The organism is Lysobacter sp. P5_C4 (assembly GCF_054049695.1).
In genome coordinates, this window is the sequence record NZ_JBFULX010000001.1 from 499772 (window position 1) to 525521 (window position 25750).

The following is a 25750-nucleotide window of genomic DNA, read 5'->3' on the forward strand; positions in this document are numbered from 1 at the left end:
GCTGGCCCATCCCCACACCAACAGCTTGAATGGAGACATGCGATGAACGTGATGGCTCGCTATCCGCAGTGGGGCGGACAGGGAACCACGGACCCGGTCCGCCAAATCATCGATCGGCTTTTCGAAGGCAGTTTCTTGCAAGGCGGCTCCAAGGACGAGTCGTCGGTCGTCACCAGCCAGTGGATTCCCCTGGTCGACATCAAGGAGGAGCCGAATCGCTTTGTCCTGTATGCCGATATCCCCGGCGTGGACCCCGCCGACATCGACGTGCAGATGGACAAGGGTTTGCTCACCATCAAGGGCGAGCGAAGGAGCGACATCGACGACAGCGAGCGCTTCTCGCGTGTCGAGCGCCAACACGGCGGCTTCCATCGCCGGTTCGCGCTGCCCGACAGTGCGGACCCGGAAGGCATCACGGCGACCGGTCACAACGGCGTGTTGCAGATCGTGATTCCGAAGCGCCCCGAGACGACCCCGCGGCGCATCCAGGTGGGTTCGACGTTCAATGGCTGACCCACGCGCCCCGCATCCGTGCGGGGCGTTTGCCTTATGCGCGGGTGAGTGACCAATCCATGGACAACTGGCGCGAAGAAGTCGCGATCGTGCAGGCGCAACTGGCGGCGCAGCAGATGGCCCTACGTGCCTTGATACAAAGCCACCCCGAGCCGGCGGCGCTGTTGCAACACTGGCGCGAGCTCCGCGCAGATGGCGGCGCCGCCGGGTGCGCGCTGCCGGCCGGGATTCGTGCCAGCGAATGGCTTACGCAGCAAATCCAGGCGTTTGCTGAGGATTGGACGGCTGAACTGGTCGATGCCGTGACCCGCCATGCGGACCGCCAGGACTTGTCGTCTTCCGGCGTGGATTCCACGATGCCGGAAGGCACTCGCGACAGCCCTTCCTCAAAGGACTGACGTTCTTCAATCTTTCTACCACCAAGCTAGACGTCTTGCAGACGAATCAATCCTCATCGTAGGAAAGCTTTATCGAGTACTTCATCCGCGCCTCCCCTGCATGTCTTCCTCGGGTGCGCTCAGTGCTCGATACGTTGATAGCAAGGTTCCCAGGACCGCGCTGCGTTGCCGCCCCATCTTCCTTGAACCTGAAGCGAGCAAAATTTACGGATCCGCTATCACTGCTGTCGACTGCTTCTGGCTTCATGTCCAGGCATGATTCCGTTGCATCTCTGATGCTGGCCGCCATCTCCATTCCTTCCTCGCCACTGGAAAGGGCCCATTCGCAGCTGTACACAAGCATGTCAGCTGTCTGGAATGAGGGAGATGTTTCATCCTCTTTGTAAATCRTGTACTTGCACACATGCGCACCGGAAAGCGTGACCGTTGGAAAGAATTTCTTCTCACCTGGGTCATCCGGCAAGGGCTCACCCCGCGTGTCCTGTGCTCTTGATAGTGCCTCCGGATTCTGCTTCAACATTTCGACGACGTTCTTGATGGAAGAGCAGTCGTCTGCAAACGCGAGATGCGGAACAAAGAAGAGTGACAGACCGACCACCAGCGCATTCTTTCTCATGAAGGCTTCCTCAGCTGACATAGTTGATTCCCGCGTTGAATGCGGCCCCGAAACTGAGAATCCCCTGTTGAGCCGTTTGCATACCGGCCGCATAAGCCGCCACTCGCTCTTGCGGAACACCATGATGGTCAGGGGAGTTGAACGCGAAATCACCCCTGTTGAACAGTTCTTCGGCGGCTTCCGCGAAGTTGAGGTTGATCAGCCCTCGACCCGATATCACGCGTCCGGCCTGATACCAGCCCGATACGAAGTCGGCATGCAGTTCTGGGCTCTTACCACCCCCGAAATTCACGCCGCTATTGAACTGCGCGATGTGCGCCCACTCGTGCGCGACGACGGCACCGAGCGCGTGATCGCCTGACGAGATCGGGGAACGCCCGCTGTACTTGCTCAGCAACTCGGCCGTCAAATTGCGTCCAACCAAGACAGTCCCATTCCTAAAAGGCGGTCCGCCCAACTGCTGCGGTGTTGCCATGGCGTTACTTCCGCCAGGCTCATTGAAGAACAGGAATCCGGGCATCAGGTTGTAGACATGCATCATCACGTAGAGCTCTTGCGACAGCACCTGGTCCAGCCAAGGAATGCCTGATTGCCTGGACATGGCAGCGGGCATACCGCCCGCGTTGTCGAAAGATGAGAAGTCCGCACAGGCGATTGAACTCTCCAAAGCAGAACGGGAGCCGCCACTCCGCCTGGTCGACTGGGGGAAGATGTCATCGTCACCCGTTGCTGCGCTTGGCGACGTTGTTGATTTTGGCTTCCTACTGGACTGGGGGAAGAAGTCCTGACAATGGGCGCAATGCGTTGCCGCCATTGCAAATCCGCCCAGAAGGCCAAGCAAAACGGTACGCCTGTCAGCAGTTTCCATTCGCTCACTCGATCGGCTTCAACAAGCCTTGCTTCAGCCCGCCTGCATGTGCCCCAATCAGCGAAACGAGCGGAATTTGCGCGGTCGGACAACCGTTTATCGGAACCCGCCCGCTCGCTGAACATGGCTCTCTTCGCAGAACAAGAGTTGGAGTGCGCCCGTTGGTGACCGGCGGTGCACACGAAGGCTCTAGCCGATACCACTTGCGGACATTGAAGGCGAACCCGCGACCCATGTCGCGGCGTCTTGGTAGGATCGACGTCGTTCGATCCTGCAGGGGGCAGGATGTCTCTCAAACGTGTTTCCCAAAGGCGCGACGATGCGCTCGCCCGTACAGACTGGGCGGAAGTCGAGCGCTTGCTCGCCAAGCATTACGGCTACGCCGGCTACGAAGTCGACCACTGCGGTACTGGCAGCGGTGCGACTCGTTATGACGGCGGCATAGACCTCAAGCTGCGTCGCAACGAGGAGTACATCATCGTCCAGTGCAAGCACTGGAACGCGATGAAGGTGCCGCATAACGACGTGCATCAGTTGATCGGTGTGATGGTCAATGAAGGCGCGACCGGCGCGATTCTCGTCACGAGCGGCGAGTTCACGCGCGCGGCGATCGAAGCGGCGACGAAGCAAGGCCACGTGCAGTTGGTCGACGGTGACGATTTGCGCGCGATGTTGGGGCCGTTGCCTGAGCCGCCGGAATCACCGAGCTCTCGGGTCGCTGGCTCGAACCCGTCGAATCTCCGGGCCAACGCAAAGGGCGCTGCCGCCTATGTCGGCGAGCGGTTGCTCAGGGCGGCGGAAGATCGGATTCGCGGTGGGAGGCGGAGCTCGGCGATGTACAGGACGGCCGGCGTAACGGCGAAGGTCTTGATCTTCAAAGCAGCCTTCGCCCTGCTCGTGCCCATCCTCATCGTGCTGGCCTTCATGTTTTGGATGCAGCACGCGTTTCTGCCGCAGAACTGGATGCCCCGCCCACCGACCGCGGCCGCCCCCGTTCAACCGCAGCGCCCCATCGCCCAGCCACAACCGGCGCAGGCGCACGCGTTCGTGATCGAGAACGCCGAAGCTGCCCCGCCCGCCTACACGCGGCACGATCCGACACCCGAGGAAATTCGCGAACAGCAACGTAGGACAGAGGAATCGATCAAGGTCCTCGAAGCCAACACACCGGAGTTGTACGAAGGTCGACCTGGTCAAGTGCGGGGACAGTAATACAACCGCTGCAGCAAAAAAGGAGTTTTGTGGTGACCGCAAAAAAATCTTCCAGCAAGGCAGCAATTAAGGCTCAGATTGACGCCTCGCACATCGAGATCAAGAGCTGGACGGATCTCCATGGCAAGCTAGAGGCGATGCGAGACACAGGCTGGATATTTCGAGGCGTCTCATCCCCCGAGCATTACTTGATTCCGAGCATTGGCCGCGAAGCCGTTTATGGCCCTTACAAGCTGGCGCAAGAACAGCGTCTTCTTGATGAGTTCAAGAACAGGGCAATCTCGCTGATCAACAACCACCGCTTCGACGATTGGGACTGGCTCGCATACGCACAGCACATCGGAGTTCCAACCCGCCTGCTTGACTGGTCGGTTAGTCCACTGGTCGCGTTGTATTTCGCACTTGAGTCGGATACCGAGTCGGATCGCATTCTCTACGCAGTCCAATATTCTCGGTACGTCCACGAGGTGGATCACCGCAACATGAGCCCTTTCACAAACAAGTCGGAAGGAAGGTTCACAGCGCCCCTCGCTTTTGACCGCATTCGAGCGCAACGCGGAATCTTCACAATTCATCCTGAGCCGACAAAGCTATTCAATCCAAAAGGACTCAAGAGCTTTCGCATCAAGGCGGCCGTGGTTAAAGACTATCGACGCAGACTGTTCAAATATGGCATCGATCACTTCCATGTCTATCCCGATTCACAGGGTCTCGGTCTGCAACTTGCGTGGCAGTTCAAGAACAAGGTTGGGCTCGGATCAATCTTCCTGGACAAGTAAAGGCGTGATCTCGCGGTGGAAGCGCGCGCCCGGAAACGCCGAAACCCAATTTCGGCGAACAGCCATAGTTGCAAGCGCACCGTTGCACTCGTGCTTCGTCGGCGCTATAACAGCTTGCCGGTGGCTTCTCAGTCCCGGTTTTAGGCCTGCATAGCCCTTGGCTCCAGGTGCCCGATTGTCCTTTTGAAAGGCGACGGGGTACCCCAAGCCAGAGGACCTTCCTATGCAAAAGCGCCAACACCTTAGAGCAATCGCATTTCGCACCCAGTCCGGACGTTGCTATTACTGCACCGTGCGGATGTGGCTGCGTTCTCCTTCCGAGCTGGGGCTGCGCCCACGCACGGCCCGCCCGTTCCAGTGCACCGCCGAGCATCTGGTGGCGCGAAAAGACAGAGGGCGGGACACGCGCAAGAACATCGCGGCCGCCTGCAGGCTGTGCAATGCGCGTCGACACAAGCGCAAGAACCCGTCTCCTCCCGAGACCTACAGGTCATTTGTGCTCCGCCGGATGGCAAAGGGGCGCTGGTGGCCTGAATCCCTTGAGGGATATCTCGATGTGATTCCTCCATCTGCTGCGATCTGAAGGAATTGCGGCAACGCAAATTCGTCTTCCTACATGAGGAACAAGCATCTCGACGGACAGACTTTGTCCGTTGATATCCTCCAAACGCATCTCATGATCAGAATTTTCCCAACTGACATGCGTTTGGAGGAAGCCGAGATGGAAATTTCCCCCTCCGACATCCGTTGAAAGGATCTCAATTGGGAAATTTCCGATCTCGACATCCTCGCGACGTATGTCGACATCCTCCGCGAGCATGCCGGCTCACTTTTTCTTCTTCCGGCCCCTGCTCGCGAACGTGCCACCCAGGCCCTTGACCAGCTCCTCCAGGCCCGCCGCAAGCCCGGACAACTTGAGCTGGGCGTAGGCCGTACGCGCCGTCGCATACGAATCGCTACCGAGCGCGGCAATGGTGTCGTCGAGCCGCTGCCGCAACTGCCCCACCCGCTCCAGGATCGGCAGCAACGCGTCCAGTGCGGCCACGTCCGCCTGGGCCGCGGCGATGTCGAGGTTGGGCGGGATGACGTCCGGGTTGTTGGACGCGGCACGAATGGTGGTGCGCATGAAGTCCACGGTCTTCGGGCCCGCGAAGGTCATTCGTTTGCGCTGCGCAGGTTCGAGCGTGATGCAGTCCTTCAGCACCGCCTCGATCTGCGCGAGCGCCTGCATGACGGTGGCCGCCTGCTCGGGGGTGACGGTGATCGAAACGAGGTTTTGCGACATGCGACGACTCCGCGTTGTTTGTGTGCGGAAGTCATCGCATGCGCTGCGCGCGGCGACCATTGACACTTGGTGCATCCGCACCACGGGGCAATGCCGACGAGCGGTCGTCGCTTCAGTTCAGTTGCGGTCTCGACGCAACGATGATCGCGTCGAGATCGCGCGCCAGGGACGAGAAGCACCACGCCATCGCGTCGGGGCGCACGCTGTGGGCGAGATCGTTGGCGACGGTGCCGTGGTCGGTGAGGGACGCCAGCAGGCGCAGGTGGTCGCGCATCTGGATCAGGCACAGGTGCGCTGCGGGGGGAATGATGACGTTGGGAATCGCGGGCTTGGCGCGGGCGCGCGGGGACTTGGTGCGCATGATGACCTCCATGTGGGGGGACGCTTGCCAGGCGTTGCGCTTGGCAAGGGTGTCGGGAGGTTAGAAGCCGTGCACAGACGGTGGGCGTATTCCCCAAATGGGTGTTTTATTGGCCACCCTCCCGACGCGGCGAACCGCATCAGAGCAGAAACGCGACAACGATAACTGTGCACGGAGCTTCTAAACTCCCAACACCGAGTCTCGCCCCACGTCGCACCGGAATCCAACAGCATTTGTCGCTAGACGCGCGGCTTACGTCGCCTGCAATCATGAGAATAGTCTTAGCGCACAGCAGATTGCGTGTCCATTCGCGCCGCACGAATGATCACATGACGTGTCTTTGCCAAAACACCGGCTCCACTTCGAACCTCCTGCAGCAGCAAGGCCATCAAGAGTAATAGCGTCATCGACAAAATCTGTGTTTGACCTCGGCCTAGTCCATCGCCACAGCTATGCGCAGCGATCAAGCCAGACGCGCTACAAAGCAGTGCCGGAATCATCGACAGCTCAAATTTGAATCGCAATAGAATTGCCCGCAGGTAGCCTTGGGCGATTAACTCGTTGTCACGCTTCGTCGAAAGATAGGTGCGCCATCCGCGAGCCAACCGAGGATAATTTTTTAATAGCCATCGATCAGCCCAATGGACCTCGATGCGGGAACCTATGTCTTCAAATAGGAGTCCGGCTGCCATGACGGTGGCAGCCAGTGTGATCCCAATAGGAATGAGGAGCCCATCCTGTTGCCAGGTAGCAGAGTCTTGGAGACGCGTCCAAAAGACACCTGCAATCCAAGGCGCCGTCCCAACGAACCCGGGCACGAGATTTACTGCAACAACCCGATATATATCGGGCTTTAGGGCGCTCGCAAAATCCATGAGGTCAGGCCTCGCTCGTCAATCCAACTCAAGCAATTTAAGGAGCTGTCGCCAGCCTGCAACATGGCGATGTTGCCCCTCAAGCGTGTGCGAGGCAGCAAATAGGATGGGCGTAATCCCATACCCCTCCGCCATCTCAAAATGTCGCACATCGTCATCCACGAGAATCTGGCATCCAATTGCGGCAGCCTGCTTCACCTTTGCGGCCGCAGTCCCGCAATGAACACTCTTGACGGCATCAAACAGCCCATGAATCTCAAGCCACCGCACCATCCACAAACGCTTTTCCTCGATCCGAAAGCTCAGAATGTGGACTTCATATCGACCCGCAAGCCGCATAACGCCTTGAACGGCATCCTCTACAGGAAGCGCCGAGAGAGTCGATTCGAAGCCGACCGAAGCCTGCATTTGGTCGTATGCCGTCTCACCAATCATCGGAACTAAGGTGCTTCGATCAGTCGAGCCGGGACACAAGTCTCTAGAAATGTTGGCTCTTAACCAATCGACCTTTTGTCGCCCCGTGTCGGCAATTACTCCATCAAAATCGAGCGCTATTCCTGGACGCCGTGACATCAAAAGGCAATCGCTTGATGAATTGGATGCGCAACATCGTAAATCGTCGAAAGGACGCGATAGAGCTCCCAAGAGAAGTGGTGCCCGTCGTTCTTAAAATCGCGGAACTCCGGCGAATGACCCGATGCCAGGTCTTTCGTACGTTGCAGCAATCCGCGGACGTCCGGGTCTTTCATCTTGCCGAGAAATGCGTCGTATCGCGCAAGAATGCTATCGGCTCCGAGGCCGCAAATTTCGCTAGCACGCTGTAGCGGCGTCATCCGCAGGTACTTTTGCAGCACCTCACGCTTGGAAGCAGGCGTCCGTTGAGCTGTCTCCGCGATAGCAAGAATTCCGCTGAAGTAGATCATTTTCCTGGAGAACATCAATTTGATGTTCCGGTCGCCCCAAGTCTTTCCTCCATCAGTCGTCTTGTGCTCGAAATCGACAGCGATCGTGCGGTAATACCTAATCAAGTCGTTTAAAAGGAACCTAGCAAGCTGACTTTCGGTGATCGTGTCTTTGACATAACGGTCGATCAAATCAGCGAAATGCTTCAAGTAAAGATCGTCGTTGTATAGCCAATCCGACTCAAGAAGAAACAACATTCTCCTCGTCAATCGGTCGTTATCGTCATCGAGGCCGCCAATTGTCCCCGTCAACTCGTCTGGCTCAATTGTTTTCCCGAACGGCCCGCCCGCAGAGGGTGGTTTAACGTCCAACCGTCGCAACGCCTCATCGACTAGCGCCTTGGCATCCGACCCATTGTTGGCAATTACAAAATAGTCCAAGTCCGACTGAGCGCTTGCCTCGCGCCTGGCGAGGGACCCCACAGTGACAACGCAGACGTCATTCCTGTTGCCAAGCACTCCGGAAACCGCTGCGCGGATTTCGGTGAGTCTCTCGTCAGAGTAGGCCAAGGCTTCCCTGATGTTCCCCAATTTCTCCAAATTCATTCCAGCCCCCTACCTTTCTGAATTCGAACTTCATTGGACGCTTCTTTTGACGATATCTGAGGTTAATGCTCTGGCCATCTGTGAGCTTGACCTTCGGATCGATGTAAAAAGTACGCCTCGTGCACGCAATCTCTTGACCGTCTGGCACGAGATAATCAGGAATAACTTGATGCTCACCTAGCCGCTCAAGTATTCCAAACAGCTCTCCGTGGTCGGCTTTCAGCTCAGCCTCAGTGCCGTAGTAGTAACTCTCTCGGAAGTTGCTTGCGTGAACCTCCATGTAGCGCTTGCAGACATAGTCCGCCATAAACCCCATACGGCTTTGAATAAGAGTTCCATATACGTCTTCTTTCCGCTCCCAGAACGCATCAAGCACTTCTTCGCCCCAACTGCCTCCCTCCACAAGCGCTTGAATCACCCGTGGAGCGGTGAGCTGCAAATCGTTTTCGTAGATGTAGGAGTTCGAGCGAAGAATTGCCTCGATCGTATCTACGTTGATTGATCTAGAAAACAGATCGTTAAATTTCGGCTCATCGACGCCCGCAATGATTGACATAACGCGAAAATTGTTGATGTCATGATGTACGAGCGTTCGTGCGAGTTTTCTCCCAATCTCCACATCTCCTCGAATTATTTTCTCGCCGGAGACATGGTGATCGATTTCAAATCGGGACCGAAACACAGGTTCTAAACTGTGCGAAAGGGGAGCGTGCCCGATGTCATGCAAGAGCGCAGAAACGACAAAGTAATTGAAGTCGCTTCCTTCGTAGTCCATCAATTCACAGTAAAGCTTAGCGAGGCCCGCTACCGCCAAACTATGCTGATATCTAGAGTGACGCTTTGAAGGGCGCTTGCCCTTCTCTGGAAGGAGATAGTCAATTGCTCCAAGAAAATTAATTGACTTCAACCTATTAAATGCTGGAGAGCCAATTACGTCATGCAGAAGGGGTGAATCAAAAGTTTCCTCAATCTCCTGCGCGCTATAAACGTAGCGATGGGAGTCGTCTCTCGCTAGCGACAGGTTCTTTAGCTCTCGCTTAATCAAGATTCGAGTGCCTTGTTTTTAGCTTGTCAGTTCGGTGAACCATATTTGTAAGAATAACGTTCCACAGGTGACGCGGGGGCCAAGCTCCAATCATTAGTAATCCATCAAGAAATCAAAGAGATAGCAAGCCCTGACGGACGCTGGTGACCAATTGTCACTCGTGCAGCGCACAAAACGGGTCACATGTTCCGCCGGTATTCGCCGCCCACATCGTAAAGGGCGTGACTGATCTGCCCCAAGCTATGCGTCTTCACCGCTTCCATCAGCGAGGCAAAGACGTTCTGACGGTCGCGTGCAGTCTTCTGCAAGAACGAGAGGCCCTTGTCGCCATTCCGCAACGCCTGGTAATTCGCAACATTCTCAATCTGCTGCCCCTTCTCCCCCTCGGTCGACCGAATCAACTCGATCTCCGTAACGATGTCCCCGCCATGATCCTTCGGCAGGAATGTATTCACGCCAATCAACGGCAACGACCCATCGTGCTTCTTGTGCTCGTAGTACAACGACTCTTCCTGGATCTTCCCGCGCTGGTACATCGTATCCATCGCGCCCAACACGCCACCGCGTTCACTGATCGCTTCGAATTCCTTGTAAACCGCTTCTTCCACGATGTCGGTCAGCTTGTCGACGATGAAGCTCCCCTGCCAGGGGTTCTCGTTGAAGTTGAGGCCCAGTTCCTTGTTGATGATCATCTGGATCGCCACGGCGCGGCGCACGCTTTCTTCGGTCGGCGTGGTGATCGCTTCGTCGTAGGCGTTGGTGTGCAGGCTGTTGCAGTTGTCGAACAATGCGTACAGCGCCTGCAGCGTGGTGCGGATGTCGTTGAACTGGATTTCCTGGGCGTGTAGTGAGCGTCCGCTCGTTTGGATGTGGTACTTCATCATCTGGCTGCGGGGGCCGGCCCCGTAGCGTTCGCGCATCGCGCGGGCCCAGATGCGGCGGGCGACGCGGCCGATCACGGTGTATTCGGGGTCCATGCCGTTGCTGAAGAAGAACGACAGGTTGGGCGCGAAGTCGTCGATCTTCATGCCGCGCGCCAGGTAGTACTCGACGATCGTGAAGCCGTTGCTCAGGGTGAAGGCGAGTTGCGAGATCGGGTTCGCGCCGGCTTCGGCGATGTGGTAACCCGAGATCGACACCGAGTAGAAGTTGCGCACCAGCTTGTCGACGAAGTACTGCTGGATGTCGCCCATCATGCGCAGGGCGAACTCGGTGCTGAAGATGCAGGTGTTCTGCGCCTGGTCTTCTTTCAGGATGTCGGCCTGCACGGTGCCGCGCACGGTCTTGAGGGTGTGTTCCTTGATGCGTGCGTAGGTTTCCGCATCGACGACCTGGTCGCCGGTGACGCCCAGCAGGCCGAGGCCCAGGCCGTCGTTCGTCTCGGGGAGCATGCCGCTGTATTCGGGGCGCTTGCGCCCTTCGAACAGTTTTTCGATCTTGTCGTGCGCTTCGTCCCAGCGGGATTGTTCGGCGCGCAGGTGTTTTTCCACTTGCTGGTCGATCGCGGTGTTCATGAACATCGCGAGGATGATCGGCGCGGGGCCGTTGATCGTCATCGAAACGCTGGTGGTCGGCGCGCAGAGGTCGAAGCCGGAGTACAGCTTCTTCATGTCGTCGAGCGTGGCGATGTTGACGCCGGAGTTGCCGATCTTGCCGTAGATGTCCGGGCGCACGGCAGGGTCTTCGCCGTACAGGGTGACCGAGTCGAACGCGGTGGACAGGCGCGCGGCGGGCTGGCCGACGCTCAAATAATGGAACCGGCGATTGGTGCGTTCGGGCGTGCCTTCGCCGGCGAACATGCGGATGGGGTCTTCGCCGGTGCGGCGGTAGGGGTACACGCCGCCGGTGTAGGGGTAGTCGCCCGGCAGGTTTTCTTTCTGCAGGAAGGTCAGCAGCTCGCCCCAGCTCTTGTAGGTGGGCGCGGCGATCTTGGGGATCTTCTGGTGCGAGAGGGATTCGCGGTAGTTGTCGACGCGGATCACCTTGTCGCGGACTTTGTATTCGTTGAATTCGTCGGTGATCGACTTCAGGCGTGCGGGCCATTCGCGCAGGAGCTTGATCGCATCGCTGCTGAGGGAATGGATGGCGTCCTGGTAGCGCTGGCGGAGCGTCGCGAGTGTCTTGTCGCCGTCCATGACGGCGTCGGTGGCGTAGAGGTCGAGCGCCTTCGGCAGTGCGTTGTCTTCCAGCGCGTGCAGCGATTGCCAATAGGCCTGCGCGCGGTCGGCGATCTCACTCTGCGATTCGATGCGGGCGTTGATGCCCCTGCCCTGTTCGGCGATTTCGGCGAGGTAGCGTACCCGTGCCCCGGGGATCAGGACGGTGGCGCGCGGTTCCTTGATCGTCGTGTCGACGGTCGGGGTCCACTTGTCTTCCGGCAGCTGCAGCTTCTCGCGGAGCAGGCGCATCAAGTTCGCGAACATCCAGCTGATGCCGGGGTCGTTGAACTGGCTGGCGATGGTCGGGTAGACGGGGACGTCTTCGTCCTTGGTCTGGAAGGCGACGCGGTTGCGCTTCCACTGTTTGCGCACGTCGCGCAGGGCGTCTTCGGCGCCGCGCTTGTCGAACTTATTGAGCACGACGAGTTCGGCGTAGTCGAGCATGTCGATCTTTTCCAGCTGGCTCGGCGCGCCGAAGTCGCTGGTCATGACGTACATCGGGAAGTCGACGAGGTCGACGATTTCCGAATCGCTCTGGCCGATGCCCGCGGTTTCGACGATCACCATGTCGTAGCCGAGGGACTTGAGGAACGCGATGCAGTCCTTCAGCACGATGTTCGTCGCCATGTGCTGGCGGCGGGTGGCCATCGAGCGCATGAAGACGCGCTTGCTGCGCAGCGAGTTCATGCGGATGCGGTCGCCGAGCAGCGCGCCACCGGTGCGGCGGCGCGTGGGGTCGACGGAGATCACCGCGATGCGCATCTCGGGGAACGAGGCGAGGAAGCGGTTGAGGAGTTCGTCGGTCACCGAGGATTTGCCCGCGCCGCCGGTGCCGGTGATGCCGATGACGGGGGTCTTGCCGCCGGCCAGTTGCCATTGTTTGCGCAGGTGGGCCAGCTCGGTTTCCTCCAGGGCACTTTCTTCGATGGCGCTGAGCATCGCGCCGATGGCGATTTCGTTGGAGAGGTCGACCTGGTGCGGGGTCTCCACCGGTTGGCGTGCGGCTTCGGCGCGGCGGACGACGTCTTCGATCATCGCCACCAGGCCCATGTGCATGCCGTCGTTGGGGTGGTAGATGCGTTCGACGCCGTAGTCCTGGAGTTCGCGGATTTCTTCGGGGGTGATGGTGCCGCCACCGCCGCCGAAGACGCGGATGTGGGAGGCGCCGCGTTCGCGGAGCATGTCCACCATGTATTTGAAGTATTCGACGTGGCCGCCCTGGTAGGAGCTCAGGGCGATGGCGTCGGCGTCTTCCTGGAGGGCGGCGCGGACGACGTCTTCGACGGAGCGGTTGTGGCCCAGGTGGATCACTTCGGCGCCCTGGCCCTGGATGAGGCGGCGCATGATGTTGATCGCGGCGTCGTGGCCGTCGAAGAGGCTGGCTGCGGTAACGAAGCGGAGGGGGCTGGTCTCGGTCTGGGGGGACGTGACGACTTCGGTCGCAGGGGTGCTCATGGGCGGCGCTCAATACGGATTCGGCTGATTCCGGATTGTAGCGCTGGGGGCGTTAAAGGCCCTCTTCCCCCCGGGAGAGCCCGGTTGGTCCTCGGGAGGGCCCGCTCGGAACCTGTTGGCGCGCCGCCCGAACGTGGGAAGTTCCAAATTTTTTTGGGAAAAAAATTTGAAACTCCCCACGCTGGGGCATCACCTTGCGGGTCGCTTCGATCGGGTCTGCCGCCCGGGCAGTCGTTGGGGGCTGCAAAGCGAGCTTTGCAGGAAGCCGATCACTTTCTACGAAATCCAGTTCATTTCGCGCTTCGTGACCACCCAGCCCGAGGCGGTTTTGTCGAGCTCGAAGGTCCAGCCGCCGGCGCTCAGGCCGGCTTCGAAGTAGCCCGCTTTCGCCGTGGCGTGCGTGGACGACACGAGTTTGATGTCGCCGACGTTGAATCGCAGTGCGGGGGTGTTGGTCTTGCGCAGCTGGAATTCCGACATGCCGCGCCCGCCATTGAGCGTTCCAACCTTGCCTTCCGAGCAGCGGTGCACGCGCGGGGCGAAGTCGTGGAAGCGGGCCATGAAGGCGTCGTCCGGGTTGCGTTCGCGGTCGAAGCAGAGGACGGCGGGTTTCTGGTTCGCAGGGTCGGTGGATTCGTTCTTGCCCAGGAGGGAGCGGAAGATTTGTTCGGCGATGTCGAGGCGGTCGTCGTGGACGGCGGTTGCGTTGCCGGTGCCGGGCGCGGGTGCGTCGGGTTGCGACGCGCAGGCGGTGAGCATCGTCAGCGACATGGCGAGTGCGATGGTGCGCATTGGTCCCTTCCCCTTGGGTGCGTGGGGGGAGCGTATCGCATTGGGGTGGCGTCGGGCGGCGGGTAGTGAAGCCCGCTCGCGCCCTATTGGTGCGCCGCCCGAACGTGGGGGCATCACCTTGCGGGTCGCTTCGATCAGGGGGCTTTCGCTGGGGCAGTCATTGGGGGCTGCAAAGCAAGCTTTGCAGGGAGCCGATCGATCTCGGGACAGCGCGCGGCGTGCGCTTTCGATCCAAAGCGGACATTTGAATGGATCCGCGCCGGCGGCCATCGTTAAAGCATTCGCGGCGCCTGCCACGTTAGGTAAGCCGCAGCCGCCGCCCGTACGCCCAACGAAGCCCACGCATTGCGCCCCAGCCATAGGGAGCCTTTCAAGCCGTTTTGCATGACTGCGGGGACGAAGAGATTGGCGGCCGCAAAAGAGAACGCAGTCCAGGTCAACGCGACCGTCCACATTGGCGCGATCCAAGCCAGGACGCACGCGAACATCAAGGACCACGCCATGACGGACATCAGCAGACGGCGAACCGACGCGACTGTTGGAAGCGTGTAACCGCCTTGCACGAGCCTATCGAACCGACCGTCGGCTGACACACCGAAAGCGAGCCATCCCACCAGCCCCTGCGCGATGCAAAGACCGTAGAAGACAATTTTCAGAAGTTGGTCCGGCATCCGGCAATGGTAGAGGGGCACAGTGGGATGCAAGTGCGCGCTTGTGCCCGAAGCTGCCACTGGGTGACCGCTTTCGACCCAAAGCGGACATTCGTTACGCTGTGTTCTCTCTTCGTTCCGGCAGGACCAGGGAAATGAGACCGTCCTTTCAAATCCTCATGGCAGCGATGATCCTGTTCCTAGCGGGCACCTGCTTTTACTTTTGCATCACGGGAGTTCTCGACGGCTCCGTGGAGTTTCCTAGCAAGGGGCAATCCATCGAGGTCCTTCGCGCCACCTCTCCAAAGGCGTTCCTCGCATGCGTCCTGTTTTGGCTGGTTGGTGGAGCTGGGTTTCTGTGGCTGGCGCTTGTGAACTTTCGAGAAGTTGCTAGAGGTGCCGGCAGGTAGTAGGAACGTCCGCTTCTGGCCGATAGAGGACATCGCGCCTGAGCGACCGCTTCCGACCCAAAGCGGACATTCCGCCTGCCGTTCGCGCCGACGCGGTCCGGAAGGCGCGCGGCTGGCCTCCCGGAAGCGCGGACGACGTTGCCAGCAATTCAACGTCTACGGCATCTAGATCAGGAGAAGTTCCGATGATCGAAGCCAATCCGTTCGAAACGCTGCGACAGATCGCGGGCGGGTACTGTCTGTCGCGGAGCCTGCATGTCGTCGCGAATCTCGCCGTCGCCGACAAGCTCGACGAGACCCCTCGAACAGCCGCCGAGCTGGCAGTGTCGGTCGGCGCCCACCCGGAGGCATTGGGCCGCGTCCTGCGGCTTCTTTCCGCGCACGGCGTGTTCGAATCTTTCGATAGCAAGTTCCGCCATTCGCCGGCGTCTCGGATGTTGCGCACCGATCATCCACAGTCCATGCGCGATTACGTGCGGATGTTCGGCTTGCCACCCTTCTGGGCGACGTTCGGGGAGATGGAGCAGTCCGTATGCACCGGCCTGCAGGTCGGGGAGAAGGTCACCCCTGGCGGACTCTGGGCTTACTTGGCACAGCACCCGGATGCGAACACCATATTCAACGCAACAATGGTGACTAAAGCACACGCCCAGATCGCCGGCATTCTTGGCGCATACGACTTCTCGGAGTTCAAGGTGATCGGCGACATCGGCGGTGGGCGCGGCCACCTGTTGAGCGCCTTGCTCGAGCGTGTGCCGAGCGCAACGGGTGTGCTGTTCGATTTCCCGCATGTAGTGGAGGACAAGGTTGGCGCGGTGTCATCGCGGCTTACACGGCAGGCCGGAGATTTTTTCAAGGACCAACTGCCGGTCTGCGACGCTTATCTGGTGATGGAAGTCATCCACGACTGGAGCGACGTCGAGTCCGTCTCCATCCTGAAAGCGATCCGGCGGGCGGCGCCGTCGCACGCCAAGCTCCTGCTGATTGAAGAAATGGTCCCTGACGACCCCGGCCCGGCCTGGTCGAAGATGCTGGACATCCATATGCTCGCCCTAATCGGCGGAAAGCAACGCACCCGCCGGGAATACGAGGCGCTCTTTGATGCGGCAGGCTTCTCTTTCAATCGTGAGATTGACACCGGCGCAGGCATCTCGATCCTGGAGGCCGCCTAACAATGGTGGCAGCGAACGGATTGAAGCCGAAGCCGCTTCGCGGGGCGGCTCAATTCAGGCGTTAGCGAATGTCGCTTCTGGCCGATAGCGGACATCGAACCGGAGCGTCCGCTTTCGACCCAAATCGAACAAGGCCGCACTTTGAGACTAGGGGGAGTCATGAAGCCGCACATCCAGATCATTCGTAGTGGCCACGTCGCCGTTGATCTCGTCAAGCTCACCGCCTGCGCGATCATCTTTACCCATGGAGTGCACCGCTACTTGTACGGCGAGGTCGGTCCGCTCGGCGAGGCGCTCGCGCATTTTGGATTCCCATTCCCGTACGCCCAGGCGCAGCTCGTCAACCTGGCTGAGACCGGTGGCGTCTTGCTGATCGTCTTGGGCATTCTCGTGCGCACCCTATGTGCCTTGCTCGTCGTCATTTTTGCGACGGGTATTGCGCTGATTCACTGGCAACTCGGATTCTTCATCATCGGTCCCGGTGAAGGCGGTTGGGAGTTCAGCGCCTTACTCATCGCGTGCTTTGCAGCCGTCGCCTTGGACTACTGGCCACGCCGCGAGCGGCCTGACAATTCCTTCAAGCAGCAGCCGCAGCCGCTTCGCGACTCGGCGTAACCGCCGCATTCGGAGTCCGCTTTTGGCCGATAGCGGACGCAAGCGCCTGCGGGGGCCTTGCACCCGCCAATGACCGCTTCCGACCGAACTCCGTTTTTTGTGCAACGCGAGATATGGCAAAGTGGCCCTCACCCTATAAGGCAGATGGCCATGACGCTCAGGTTCGCATTCGCCGCAGTGGCCTTCCTCCTGTCCTCTTGTGCGACGCATGCGCCAGCAGCCACGGCGGATCAGGCGGCCGCCAATCGACAACTCGTCCTCGCGTTCCATGATGCGGTCGCGCGTGGCGATTATGCGCAAGCCGAAACCATGCTTGCCGCCGGATACAAACACTATGTCGTATCCGCCGACGGTTTCAGGCCGCTCTCGTGGGACGCTTTCAAGCGGGGTAATGCCGCAGCCCGCATAGCGTTCCCGGACTGGAAGAGCACGCCTGTTCGTATCGTTGCAGACGGGACGTTTGTGTCGTTGACCATGATTGGCACGGGAACGCACCGCGGTTCGCTGTCCGGTGAACCGGTAACGGGCCGAGTGGTGACCCTGCCAATCTCGATCACCCACGAAGTCCGCGACGGGAAGCTGGTCGCCGACTGGGAGGTCACCAACACTGAACCGCTGATGCGGGTCCTCAGCGCACCAAAACCCTGACCGCTTGATAGGGTTGAAAGGGGTGGTCCCAGGACAGGATTGGCCTGTCTTACGTTCGTGATTTGAACGTCCGCTTCTCTCCGATAGCGGACACCCACTTCGCCGACCCTCTCCCGGCGGAAGGGAGCTACCAATTCGCTTCCCGGCAACGATCGGCTACCTGCAAAGCTTGCTTTGCAGCCCCCAATGACTGCCCCAGCGAAAGCCCCTTGATCGAAGCGACCCGCAAGGTGATGCCCCAGCGTGGGTAGTTTCAAATTTTTTTCCCAAAAAAATTTGGAACTACCCACGTTCCGGGCGACGCGCTAATCGGTTTCAGGCGGGCTCTACTACCGCAGCCCCACCAATCGCGTCCAGGTCGCGTGGACGAATCCCTTCGGCTTCGCAGTAACGAATGTAGTCGGCGCGCTGCGTACAAGCATTCGCCACCGCACGCACTTCACCACCCGGGCCGATGAACTCCACTTCGCCCATCACCACGACGAAGACCACGCAATCTTCGTCGCCGACGATCTTTCACCAATCCACGTGGCCCGCTGGTTCGTGCACGTAATCACCAGGGCCGAAGATCTCGCCGGTGCACAGTTGCCGCTGGCCGGTGAGTTGATGCACATGCACTTCGCCGGTGTGGCGATGCAATGGCATCACGGTGCCGGGCGACATGCGCAGCAGTTCGACGAACCCGCGGTCGCCGAGGAAGCGCAGCGGCTTCGCCCATTTGCCGGGCTCCGACGCAGGCACCCACGGGAGATCCGCCGTCGCTACAGCGCGCGAAGGAATCGCGCCGCGCAACGCATCGTGCATGAAGGCATTCATGCCGCCACCAGTTGCAGGAAGCGGTCGAACGAGGCCTCCACCGCCGCGCGCCCGTTGCCGAGGATGTTGCGGCCGCGGGAGAACCCGTACACGTCTTCGTAGTCGTACGGCGCGAGCAACGCGCGCATGCGGCGCACGGCGCTCGGCTTCATCGGGGTGAAGTTCGGCACGCTGTGCATGAAGCTGACTTGTTTGCGGTCCTGGCCGACGTGCGGTGCATCGCCCGGGAGCAGGACACCGTTGCCCCGGGGACCGGTTTTCCAGTGCAGCGCAGTACTGCCCGGGAAGTGGCCGGCAACGTTAATCAGGGTGATGTCGTTCGACAGCGCGAGCGTGTCGCCTTTCCAGAATTGGATCGCATTCGATGGACGGCGCACCCACTCGCGGTCGGTTGCATGCAGCAGGATTCCAACGCCGCCGAGCGCTTCGCTCCATTCGACCATCGACGCATAGAAGTGCGGGTGCGAGATGACGATGCAGTCGACGCCGCCGGCGGCTTGCAGTGTGTTCACGGCTTCATCGGTCACCAGGCCGAGGGATTCCCACAGGATGTTGCCGCCGTCGGTACGCAGGTGCAGGAGGCGCTGCGGGATGGCGTAGCCCGGCATGTCGATGCCGAGCAGGCCGTCGTCGTCGGCGATGCGCAGGGTGTGTTCGCGTTGCAGGGTTTCGAGCGTCGTCCACTGCTGGCCTTGCCAATCGACGTACTGGCGGTCGTCTTCGCACACCGGGCAATGCGTGGGCGGCGTGTCGCTTGGTGCGTACTGCGTCGCGCACGTGTTGCAGATCCAGGCGGTGCTCATGCGAGGGCCTCGTCGTCCAGCGTGAACTTCGGGTGGGCGTAGACGTCTTCGTAGTCGGCGAATGCGCGTTGCGTTGCAGGGCGTGCGCCGACGTCTGCGAACCAGCGCTTGAGGTTCGGGAAGTCGTCGAGGTTCTGGCCGTGGCCGGAGTGCGAAACGATCCACGGGTAGCAGGCGATGTCGGCGATGGAGTGCGCATTGCCAGCGATGTAGGCGTGGTCTTCGAGGCGTTGGTCGAGCACGCCGTAGAGGCGGTGGGTTTCCTTGGTATAGCGTTCCATCGCATACACGTCGCGTTGCTGCGCGTGTTGGCGGAACCAGCCGGACTGGCCGGCCATCGGGCCCAGGCCCGCGACTTGCCAGACCACCCACTGCATCGTTTCGATGCGCGTGCGCGGGTCGCGCGAAAGCAAATGACCGGTCTTGTCGGCGAGGTATTCCAGGATCACCGCCGATTCGAAGAACGGCAACGGTGCGCCGCCGTCGGCGGGCGCGTGGTCGACGATCGCGGGGATCTTGCCGTTCGGCGAGATGGCGAGGAACGGCGGCTTGCGCTGTTCACCGCGCGACAGGCGCACGAGGTGCCAGCGGTGCGCAGGCTGCGGGCCGCCGATGTCGGCGAGTTCTTCCATGAAAAGCTTCAACTTCATGCCGTTGGGCGACTTGGCGTAGTAGAGGTCGAGCATCGGTTCCTCCGATGGTGTCCGTGGGCCTAGGGTCGCGCTAATCTGGCCCAGCATCCGGGCCAGTTCGGAGAGAGTTCATGGAACCAGTTCTGCCCTTCGCCCCCGATTTGACGGGGTCAGCGGGTCATCTGGCCGGTTCGCTGCATCAGCAGTTGCGCGCGGCGATCCTCGACGGGCGCCTGGCTGCCGGGGCCGCCCTGCCCTCGTCGCGGACCCTGGCGGTCGAACTGGGTGTCGCACGCAACACGGTCGTCGGTGCGTATGACTTGCTGGTGGCCGAGGGCTACGTCATGCCGCGGCCCGGCGCGAAGGCGATCGTCGCCGATGTGCGCGGGCGGGCGATGCGCAAGCCCGATGCGCCGTTGCCGGTGGAGGATGCGCGGCTCGCGCCGTTCTGGCGGATGCCGTTCCTGCCGGCGGAGCCGGTGCGCGCGCTGCCCGAGTGCAGTTTTCGATTGGGCGTCGGGGATCACCGGCATTTCCCGCATGCATTGTGGCGTCGGTTGACGGCGCAGGCGTTGCAGGCGTTTTCGAAGCAACCGTTTCGGTATGCGCCGTCGGAAGGCTTGCCGCCGTTGCGTACGGCGATCGCGCAGCACGTGGCGTTCGCACGTGCGGTGGCGTGCACGGCGGACGATGTGATCGTGACGTCGGGCGCGCAGCAGGCGTTCGATCTCTTGGCGCGCTTGTTGGTCACGCCGGGGAAGACGCGGGTGGCCGTGGAGAATCCGGGCTATCCGTCGTTGCGCGCGGCGTTCGCGGCGGTCGGCGCGGCGTTGGTGCCGATGCGCGTCGACGATGAAGGGCTGTGCGTCGAGTGCCTGGGCGACAACGATGTCGACATCGTGATGGTGACACCGTCGCATCAATCGCCGACGGGTGCGGCGTTGTCGCTGCGTCGGCGGATGGCGTTGCTCGATTACGCGCGGTCGCGCAATGCGGTGATCATCGAAGACGACTACGACGGGGAGTTCCGGTTCGGTGGTCGGCCGCTGGATGCGTTGCAGACCTTGGATCGAGACGGGATCGTGTTTTACGTCGGCACGTTTTCGAAGAGTTTGTTCCCGGCCTTGCGCAAGGGCTTCATCGTCGCACCGCCGTGGGCGCGGGGGCCGTTGGCGCAGGTGAAGAACTGCGTGGATTCACACAGCGATGCGATCACGCAAACGGTGCTGGCCCAGTTCATCCGCGACGGGCACATGGCGCGGCATGTGCGGAAGATGCGCGGGATTTATGCGGAGCGGCGCGAGGCGTTGTTCGCGGGGTTGAAGTCGCTGGACAAGTGGCTGGATCCGATTCCGTCGGAGGCCGGCATGCATTCGGCGGCGCGCTTGCGGGATCCGGAGGGCGCGCAGCGGTTCTTCCAGTTGATGCGGGAGCACACGCCCGGGGCGCAGTCGATCGCCGAGTACGCGATGGCGCCCCTGGCCGCGCCGGCGGTGGTGTTCGGATATGGGGTGATCGACGCTGACGAGATCACGAGTCGATTGGCCGCCTTGAAAGCAGCGCTCGAACGCTGAGTCCGCTCCCCCCGGTAGAGGGGACAAGCACCGGGCGGGCTTCACGGCGTGAAGGCCGATTGTTACGGCGCCGCACACGACCCCGCCGGGGGTTTGGAGTAGACTGCGCCGCCTGCGGAGGGCGCCTCGATGCGCCCCCCGACCGCAGTGGCCAACATTCTCAACGACTTACCTCGACTTGTCGTCGCCCCTGTGATGCGCATCACGCGCATCGAAGGCGCGCTCGACCGGAGCAACCGATGATTTTCGAAACGCTCGATACCTACGGCCACGAACAGGTCGTGTTCTGCCACAACAAGGATGCGGGCCTGAAGGCCATCATCGCGATCCACAACACCGTGCTCGGCCCCGCGCTGGGCGGCACGCGCATGTGGCCGTACAAGACCGAGGCCGAGGCGCTCAACGACGTGCTGCGCCTGTCGCGCGGCATGACGTACAAGAACGCGGTGGCGGGCCTGAACATCGGCGGCGGCAAGGCCGTCATCATCGGCGACCCCGCGAAGGACAAGTCCGAAGCGCTGTTCCGCGCGTTCGGCCAGTTCGTCGAATCCCTCGGCGGCCGTTACATCACGGCCGAGGACGTCGGCATCGACGTCAACGACATGGAATACGTGTACCGCGAGACCGAGTACGTCACCGGCGTGCACCAGGTGCACGGTGGTTCGGGCGACCCCTCGCCGTTCACCGCCTACGGCACGCTGCAGGGCCTGATGGCCACGCTCAACAAGAAGTACGGCGACGAGGAAGTCGGCAAGTATTCCTACGCCGTGCAGGGCCTCGGCCACGTGGGCATGGAATTCGTGAAGCTGCTCAAGGAGCGCGGCGCGAAGATCTTCGTCACCGACATCAACAAGGCACTGGTCGACAAGGCCGTCAGCGAATACGGCGCCGAAGCCGTGGGCCTGGACGAGATCTACGACGTGCCGGCCGATGTCTACTCGCCGTGCGCGCTGGGTGCGACGGTCAACGAGCAGACGCTGCCCCGCCTGAAGGCCAAGGTCATCTGCGGTGCGGCCAACAACCAGCTGGCGAACACGCAGATCGGCGATGAAGTCGAGAAGCGCGGCATCGTCTACGCGCCGGACTACGCGGTGAACGCGGGCGGCGTGATGAACGTCTCGCTCGAGATCGACGGTTACAACCGCGAACGCGCGATGCGCATGATGCGCACGATCTATCACAACCTCGCGCGCATCTACGAGATCAGCGACCGCGACGGCATCCCGACCTACAAGGCCGCCGACCGCCTCGCCGAAGAGCGCATCAGCGCGATCGGCAAGCTGAAGCTGCCGCTGGGCCGGGCGCAGCCGCGCTTCCAGGGTCGAATCCGCGGTCACTAAGTTGTAGATTCAGGACGGGGCTTCGGCCCCGTTCTGCTTTTCCGAAACAAGAATGCCGGAGTCGTGATGCGCGCTTTTCCGCTGGGTGAAGACATCGATGCACTGCGCGAGACGGTCCGCCGTTTCGCGGACGCCGAAATCGCGCCGCGCGCGGCGAAGATCGACGAGGAGAATGTCTTCCCGCAGGACCTGTGGCCAAAGCTCGGGCAGATGGGCTTGCTGGGCCTCACGGTGCCGGGCGAACTCGGCGGCAGCGACATGGGGTATCTCGCGCACCTGGTCGCGATGGAAGAGATCTCGCGGGCGTCGGGTTCGATCGGCCTGTCGTACGGCGCGCATTCGAACCTGTGCGTGAGCAACCTCTACGCCAACGGCACGCAGGCGCAGCGCGAGAAATATTTACCGAAGCTGTGCAGCGGCGAGTGGAAGGGCGCGCTTGCGATGAGCGAGCCGGGCGCCGGTTCCGACGTCGTCGGTTCGATGCAGTGCAAGGCCGAGTTGCGCGGCGATGTCTGGGTCGCCAACGGCAACAAGATGTGGATCACCAACGGCCCCGAAGCCGACGTGCTGATCGTTTACATGCGCACCGCCGGCAAGGACAGCGGCAGCGCGTGCATGACGGCCTTCCTCGTCGAGAAGGGCATGAAGGGGTTCACCACCGCGCAGAAGCTCGACAAGCTGGGCATGCGTGGTTCGAACACGTGCGAGCTGGTGTTCCAGAATTGCGAGATCCCGAAGGAGAACGTCCTCGGTGAAGTGAACAAGGGCGTCAAGGTGTTGATGTCGGGGTTGAACACCGAGCGCCTGGTGCTCACCGGCGGCCCGATCGGTTTGATGCAGGCCGCGATGGACATCGCCCTGCCCTACGTGCGCGAGCGCAAGCAGTTCGGCGAAGCCATCGGCACCTTCGGGATCATGCAGGCGAAGATCGCGGACATGTATACGGCGCTGCAGTCTTCGCGCGCGTTCGCTTACCAGGTGGGTCGGGATTTCGACGCGGGGCACAAGTCGCGCATCGATTCGGCCGCGTGCCTGCTGCATGCGACCGAGGCCGCGGTGCAGGTCGCCCTGGAGGCCATCCAGGCCCTCGGCGGCAACGGCTACATCAACGAGTACGCGACGGGTCGGATCCTGCGCGATGCGAAGCTTTACGCCATCGGCGCGGGGACCAACGAGATCCGCAGGATGTTGATCGGACGGGAGTTGTTCGACGGGAAGTCCTGACCCGGCCGTGAGGTTTGCGGCACTGCAACAAACGGACCTAGAATCGGGGGCGACCCGGCACCATCTTTGCCGGCCCGACTGACCTCCCGAGAGTCCTTTCCATGTCCGACATCGTCATCGTCGGTGCCAAGCGCACCGCCATCGGTTCCCTGCTGGGCCAGTTCACCGGCGTTCCGACCACGACCCTGGGCACCGCCGCCATCACCGGCGCGCTCGACCATGCGGGCGTGGCGCCCGACCAGGTCGACGACGTCATCATGGGCTGCGTGCTCCCCGCCGGCCTCGGCCAGGCGCCCGCGCGCCAGGCGGCCATCGGCGCGAAGATCCCGACCTCCGCCGGCGCCATGACCATCAACAAGGTCTGCGGCTCGGGCATGAAGGCCGTGATGCTCGCGCACGACCTGATCAAGGCCGGTTCCGCCACGGTCGTCGTCGCCGGCGGCATGGAGTCGATGACCAACGCGCCGCATCTGCTCAATGGTTCGCGCGTCGGCACGAAGTTCGGTGCGATGCAGATGCTCGACCATATGCAGACCGACGGCCTGGTCAATCCCTACGACGGGTTGGCGATGGGCGTGTTCGGCGAAACCTGCGTCGACAAGTACGGGTTCACGCGCGAAGAACAGGATGCCTACGCCGCCGAGAGCGTGCGTCGTGCGCAGGGCGCGGTGCAGTCGGGCGCGTTCAAGAACGAAATCGTTCCCGTCGTCGTCGCCGGCCGCAAGGGCGATGTCAGCATCGATACGGACGAAGGCCCGGGCCGCATCGACGTCGCGAAAATCCCCACGCTTAAACCTGCGTTCAAGAAAGACGGCACGATCACGGCCGCAAGCTCCTCGTCCATCAACGATGGCGCCGCCGCAACGGTGCTGATGTCATCTGAAGAAGCCGTTAAACGGGGCCTCACGCCGCTCGCACGGATCGTCGCGCACGCTACGCACTCGCAGGCGCCGGAATGGTTCACCACCGCGCCGGTGACTGCGATCGCGAATGTACTTGCGAAGGCCGGCTGGAAGGCCGAGGAGGTGGATCTGTTCGAAGTCAACGAAGCGTTCGCGTGCGTGGCGATGGCGCCGATGCGCGAGCTCGGCATCCCGCACGAAAAGTTGAACGTCAACGGCGGCGCGGTTGCGCTCGGTCATCCGATCGGTGCCAGTGGCGCGCGTTTGATCGTCACCTTGTTGCATGCGTTGAAAGCGCGCGGAGGCAAGCGTGGCGTGGCTGCACTGTGCATCGGTGGTGGCGAAGCGACCGCAATCGCCGTCGAACTTGCGTGAAGAGCATAACGACGAAGCTGAAAGGTTCCGGCCAAGACACTTGACACGCGACAACCGCCGGTTGAGATTGATATTGGCGCGCAGAAGCGCGTTGCCATCCTAACGACGAGGAAGAACGACATGTCCATCAATAAGGCACTGCTCGCCATGGCCCTGGGTCTTGCCATGACTGCTTGCACGAACTCCCAGCAGGCTGCCGACTCGGCCGCCGAAGCGCAGAAGGCTTCCGGTGAAGCCCAGCAGGCTGCCGACAACGCCGCCGCCACGGGCGATGCGGCCACCGCCGACTCCGCCCAGGCCGCCGCCGACACGGCCGCTGCCGCTGCCGACGCCGCTGCCACCCAGGCCGACGCTGCTTCGGCCAACCCGACCGCTACGGGCGCTGATGACGCTGCCGACGCCGCCGAGAACTCGGCCGACGCCGCTGCACAGGCGCAGGACTCGGCTGAAGAAGCCGCTGCCGCCGCCGATGCGAAGACCAACAACGACGGCGCGACCCCCGCCAAGAAGTAATCCGGCAGGCACGTCGACACCGCATTCACGCCCGCCTTCACGGGGCTGAATTGTGGTTACAATGCGAAGGCCGCCGGTTTGCCGGCGGCCTTTTCTTGTCAAACCGAACACGCAGCCGTAGTCAGTGAACGAATGAAGCCGGCCGCAACGCGACCGGACTGCCACGCGCACTGGCGTTGCCTGACCCGTTAGCATCCTTCAGACAACTCC

At 61.3% G+C, this 25750-nt stretch carries 27 protein-coding genes; 13 read left to right on the forward strand and 14 right to left on the reverse strand.

Translation table 11 applies throughout. The features are described from left to right. Positions 1–42: 42 nt before the first annotated feature. Together ACXJJ8_RS02300 and ACXJJ8_RS02305 are read left to right on the forward strand one after the other, a co-directional pair. Positions 43–513 carry an Hsp20/alpha crystallin family protein gene (locus ACXJJ8_RS02300; RefSeq protein WP_499027186.1) on the forward strand — a complete coding sequence of 157 codons (471 nt, stop codon included), beginning with the start codon at positions 43–45 and terminating at the stop codon, positions 511–513. A gap of 59 nt (positions 514–572) precedes the next feature. After that, positions 573–911: a hypothetical protein gene (locus tag ACXJJ8_RS02305; RefSeq protein WP_499026652.1), complete on the forward strand. Its 339-nt coding sequence runs from the start codon at positions 573–575 to the stop codon at positions 909–911. 46 nt (positions 912–957) lie between these two features. On the opposite strand, the gene ACXJJ8_RS02310 is transcribed toward ACXJJ8_RS02305, so the two are convergent. Continuing rightward, positions 958–1527 (reverse strand): hypothetical protein, encoded by a 570-nt coding sequence (locus ACXJJ8_RS02310; protein WP_499026653.1) that lies wholly within the window; start codon positions 1525–1527, stop codon positions 958–960. Positions 1528–1537: 10 nt separating this feature from the next. After that, entirely contained in the window at positions 1538–2395 is an 858-nt protein-coding gene (locus ACXJJ8_RS02315; protein WP_499026654.1) for a hypothetical protein, read from the reverse strand. A gap of 285 nt (positions 2396–2680) precedes the next feature. Between ACXJJ8_RS02315 and ACXJJ8_RS02320 the strand changes: the two genes are divergently transcribed. From ACXJJ8_RS02320 to ACXJJ8_RS02330, 3 genes are all read left to right on the forward strand, one after another. Then, entirely contained in the window at positions 2681–3607 is a 927-nt protein-coding gene (locus tag ACXJJ8_RS02320) for a restriction endonuclease (RefSeq protein ID WP_499026655.1), read from the forward strand. Between the two features lie 32 nt (positions 3608–3639). Beyond that, positions 3640–4386, forward strand: a complete 747-nt coding sequence (locus ACXJJ8_RS02325; RefSeq protein ID WP_499026656.1) for an FRG domain-containing protein — start codon at positions 3640–3642, stop codon at positions 4384–4386. A 298-nt stretch (positions 4387–4684) separates the two neighbouring features. Beyond that, the gene (locus ACXJJ8_RS02330) at positions 4685–4969 is read left to right on the forward strand and encodes an HNH endonuclease (RefSeq protein ID WP_499027187.1); all 285 of its coding nucleotides are present in this window, start codon (positions 4685–4687) and stop codon (positions 4967–4969) included. A gap of 243 nt (positions 4970–5212) precedes the next feature. Here the strand turns inward: ACXJJ8_RS02330 and ACXJJ8_RS02335 are convergent, their stop codons facing one another. From ACXJJ8_RS02335 to ACXJJ8_RS02370, 8 genes are all read right to left on the reverse strand, one after another. After that, the gene (locus ACXJJ8_RS02335) at positions 5213–5731 is read right to left on the reverse strand and encodes a hypothetical protein (RefSeq protein ID WP_499026658.1); all 519 of its coding nucleotides are present in this window, start codon (positions 5729–5731) and stop codon (positions 5213–5215) included. A gap of 52 nt (positions 5732–5783) precedes the next feature. Next, on the reverse strand, positions 5784–6032 hold the full coding sequence (locus ACXJJ8_RS02340; protein WP_499026659.1) for an XAC0095 family protein: 249 nt from the start codon (positions 6030–6032) through the stop codon (positions 5784–5786). Positions 6033–6313: 281 nt separating this feature from the next. Next, positions 6314–6907, reverse strand: coding sequence for a hypothetical protein (locus tag ACXJJ8_RS02345; RefSeq protein WP_499026660.1), 594 nt, complete (start codon positions 6905–6907; stop codon positions 6314–6316). 18 nt (positions 6908–6925) lie between these two features. After that, positions 6926–7315, reverse strand: coding sequence for a hypothetical protein (locus ACXJJ8_RS02350; protein WP_499026662.1), 390 nt, complete (start codon positions 7313–7315; stop codon positions 6926–6928). 164 nt (positions 7316–7479) lie between these two features. Beyond that, the gene (locus ACXJJ8_RS02355) at positions 7480–8415 is read right to left on the reverse strand and encodes a hypothetical protein (protein ID WP_499026663.1); all 936 of its coding nucleotides are present in this window, start codon (positions 8413–8415) and stop codon (positions 7480–7482) included. Continuing rightward, on the reverse strand, positions 8366–9460 hold the full coding sequence (locus ACXJJ8_RS02360; RefSeq protein WP_499026664.1) for an HD domain-containing protein: 1095 nt from the start codon (positions 9458–9460) through the stop codon (positions 8366–8368). Before ACXJJ8_RS02360 ends, ACXJJ8_RS02355 begins: the two co-directional genes overlap by 50 nt. A gap of 179 nt (positions 9461–9639) precedes the next feature. Further along, positions 9640–13074 carry a methylmalonyl-CoA mutase family protein gene (locus ACXJJ8_RS02365; RefSeq protein ID WP_499026666.1) on the reverse strand — a complete coding sequence of 1145 codons (3435 nt, stop codon included), beginning with the start codon at positions 13072–13074 and terminating at the stop codon, positions 9640–9642. A gap of 276 nt (positions 13075–13350) precedes the next feature. After that, positions 13351–13866, reverse strand: a complete 516-nt coding sequence (locus tag ACXJJ8_RS02370; RefSeq protein ID WP_499026667.1) for a hypothetical protein — start codon at positions 13864–13866, stop codon at positions 13351–13353. Positions 13867–15111: 1245 nt separating this feature from the next. Between ACXJJ8_RS02370 and ACXJJ8_RS02375 the strand changes: the two genes are divergently transcribed. From ACXJJ8_RS02375 to ACXJJ8_RS02385, 3 genes are all read left to right on the forward strand, one after another. Then, complete coding sequence (locus tag ACXJJ8_RS02375; protein WP_499026668.1) at positions 15112–16098, forward strand: methyltransferase; 987 nt, start codon at positions 15112–15114, stop codon at positions 16096–16098. Between the two features lie 159 nt (positions 16099–16257). Further along, positions 16258–16713 carry a DoxX family protein gene (locus ACXJJ8_RS02380; RefSeq protein ID WP_499026669.1) on the forward strand — a complete coding sequence of 152 codons (456 nt, stop codon included), beginning with the start codon at positions 16258–16260 and terminating at the stop codon, positions 16711–16713. A 150-nt stretch (positions 16714–16863) separates the two neighbouring features. Beyond that, a complete protein-coding gene (locus tag ACXJJ8_RS02385) occupies positions 16864–17361 on the forward strand; it encodes an ester cyclase (protein ID WP_499026672.1) in 498 nt (165 codons plus the stop codon). Between the two features lie 315 nt (positions 17362–17676). Here the strand turns inward: ACXJJ8_RS02385 and ACXJJ8_RS02390 are convergent, their stop codons facing one another. The 4 genes from ACXJJ8_RS02390 to ACXJJ8_RS02405 are packed head-to-tail and all read right to left on the reverse strand — an operon-like array spanning position 17677 to position 19666. Beyond that, positions 17677–17853, reverse strand: a complete 177-nt coding sequence (locus tag ACXJJ8_RS02390) for a hypothetical protein (RefSeq protein ID WP_499026673.1) — start codon at positions 17851–17853, stop codon at positions 17677–17679. A 24-nt stretch (positions 17854–17877) separates the two neighbouring features. Beyond that, the gene (locus ACXJJ8_RS02395) at positions 17878–18177 is read right to left on the reverse strand and encodes a cupin domain-containing protein (protein ID WP_499026674.1); all 300 of its coding nucleotides are present in this window, start codon (positions 18175–18177) and stop codon (positions 17878–17880) included. Beyond that, positions 18174–18980, reverse strand: coding sequence for an MBL fold metallo-hydrolase (locus ACXJJ8_RS02400; RefSeq protein WP_499026675.1), 807 nt, complete (start codon positions 18978–18980; stop codon positions 18174–18176). The genes ACXJJ8_RS02395 and ACXJJ8_RS02400 overlap by 4 nt, the downstream gene beginning before the upstream one ends. Beyond that, entirely contained in the window at positions 18977–19666 is a 690-nt protein-coding gene (locus ACXJJ8_RS02405) for a glutathione binding-like protein (RefSeq protein WP_499026676.1), read from the reverse strand. The genes ACXJJ8_RS02400 and ACXJJ8_RS02405 overlap by 4 nt, the downstream gene beginning before the upstream one ends. A 77-nt stretch (positions 19667–19743) precedes the next feature. Between ACXJJ8_RS02405 and pdxR the strand changes: the two genes are divergently transcribed. The 5 genes from pdxR (at position 19744) to ACXJJ8_RS02430 (ending at position 25540) form a co-directional block, all read left to right on the forward strand. After that, positions 19744–21186 (forward strand): MocR-like pyridoxine biosynthesis transcription factor PdxR, encoded by a 1443-nt coding sequence (pdxR, locus tag ACXJJ8_RS02410; protein ID WP_499026678.1) that lies wholly within the window; start codon positions 19744–19746, stop codon positions 21184–21186. Positions 21187–21425: 239 nt separating this feature from the next. Continuing rightward, the gene (locus ACXJJ8_RS02415; protein WP_499026679.1) at positions 21426–22526 is read left to right on the forward strand and encodes a Glu/Leu/Phe/Val dehydrogenase dimerization domain-containing protein; all 1101 of its coding nucleotides are present in this window, start codon (positions 21426–21428) and stop codon (positions 22524–22526) included. 66 nt (positions 22527–22592) lie between these two features. Then, positions 22593–23750, forward strand: a complete 1158-nt coding sequence (locus ACXJJ8_RS02420) for an isovaleryl-CoA dehydrogenase (protein WP_499026681.1) — start codon at positions 22593–22595, stop codon at positions 23748–23750. 101 nt (positions 23751–23851) lie between these two features. After that, complete coding sequence (locus ACXJJ8_RS02425; RefSeq protein ID WP_499026682.1) at positions 23852–25027, forward strand: thiolase family protein; 1176 nt, start codon at positions 23852–23854, stop codon at positions 25025–25027. Positions 25028–25147: 120 nt separating this feature from the next. Then, positions 25148–25540: a hypothetical protein gene (locus ACXJJ8_RS02430; RefSeq protein WP_499026685.1), complete on the forward strand. Its 393-nt coding sequence runs from the start codon at positions 25148–25150 to the stop codon at positions 25538–25540. The last annotated feature ends 210 nt before the right edge of the window (positions 25541–25750 follow it).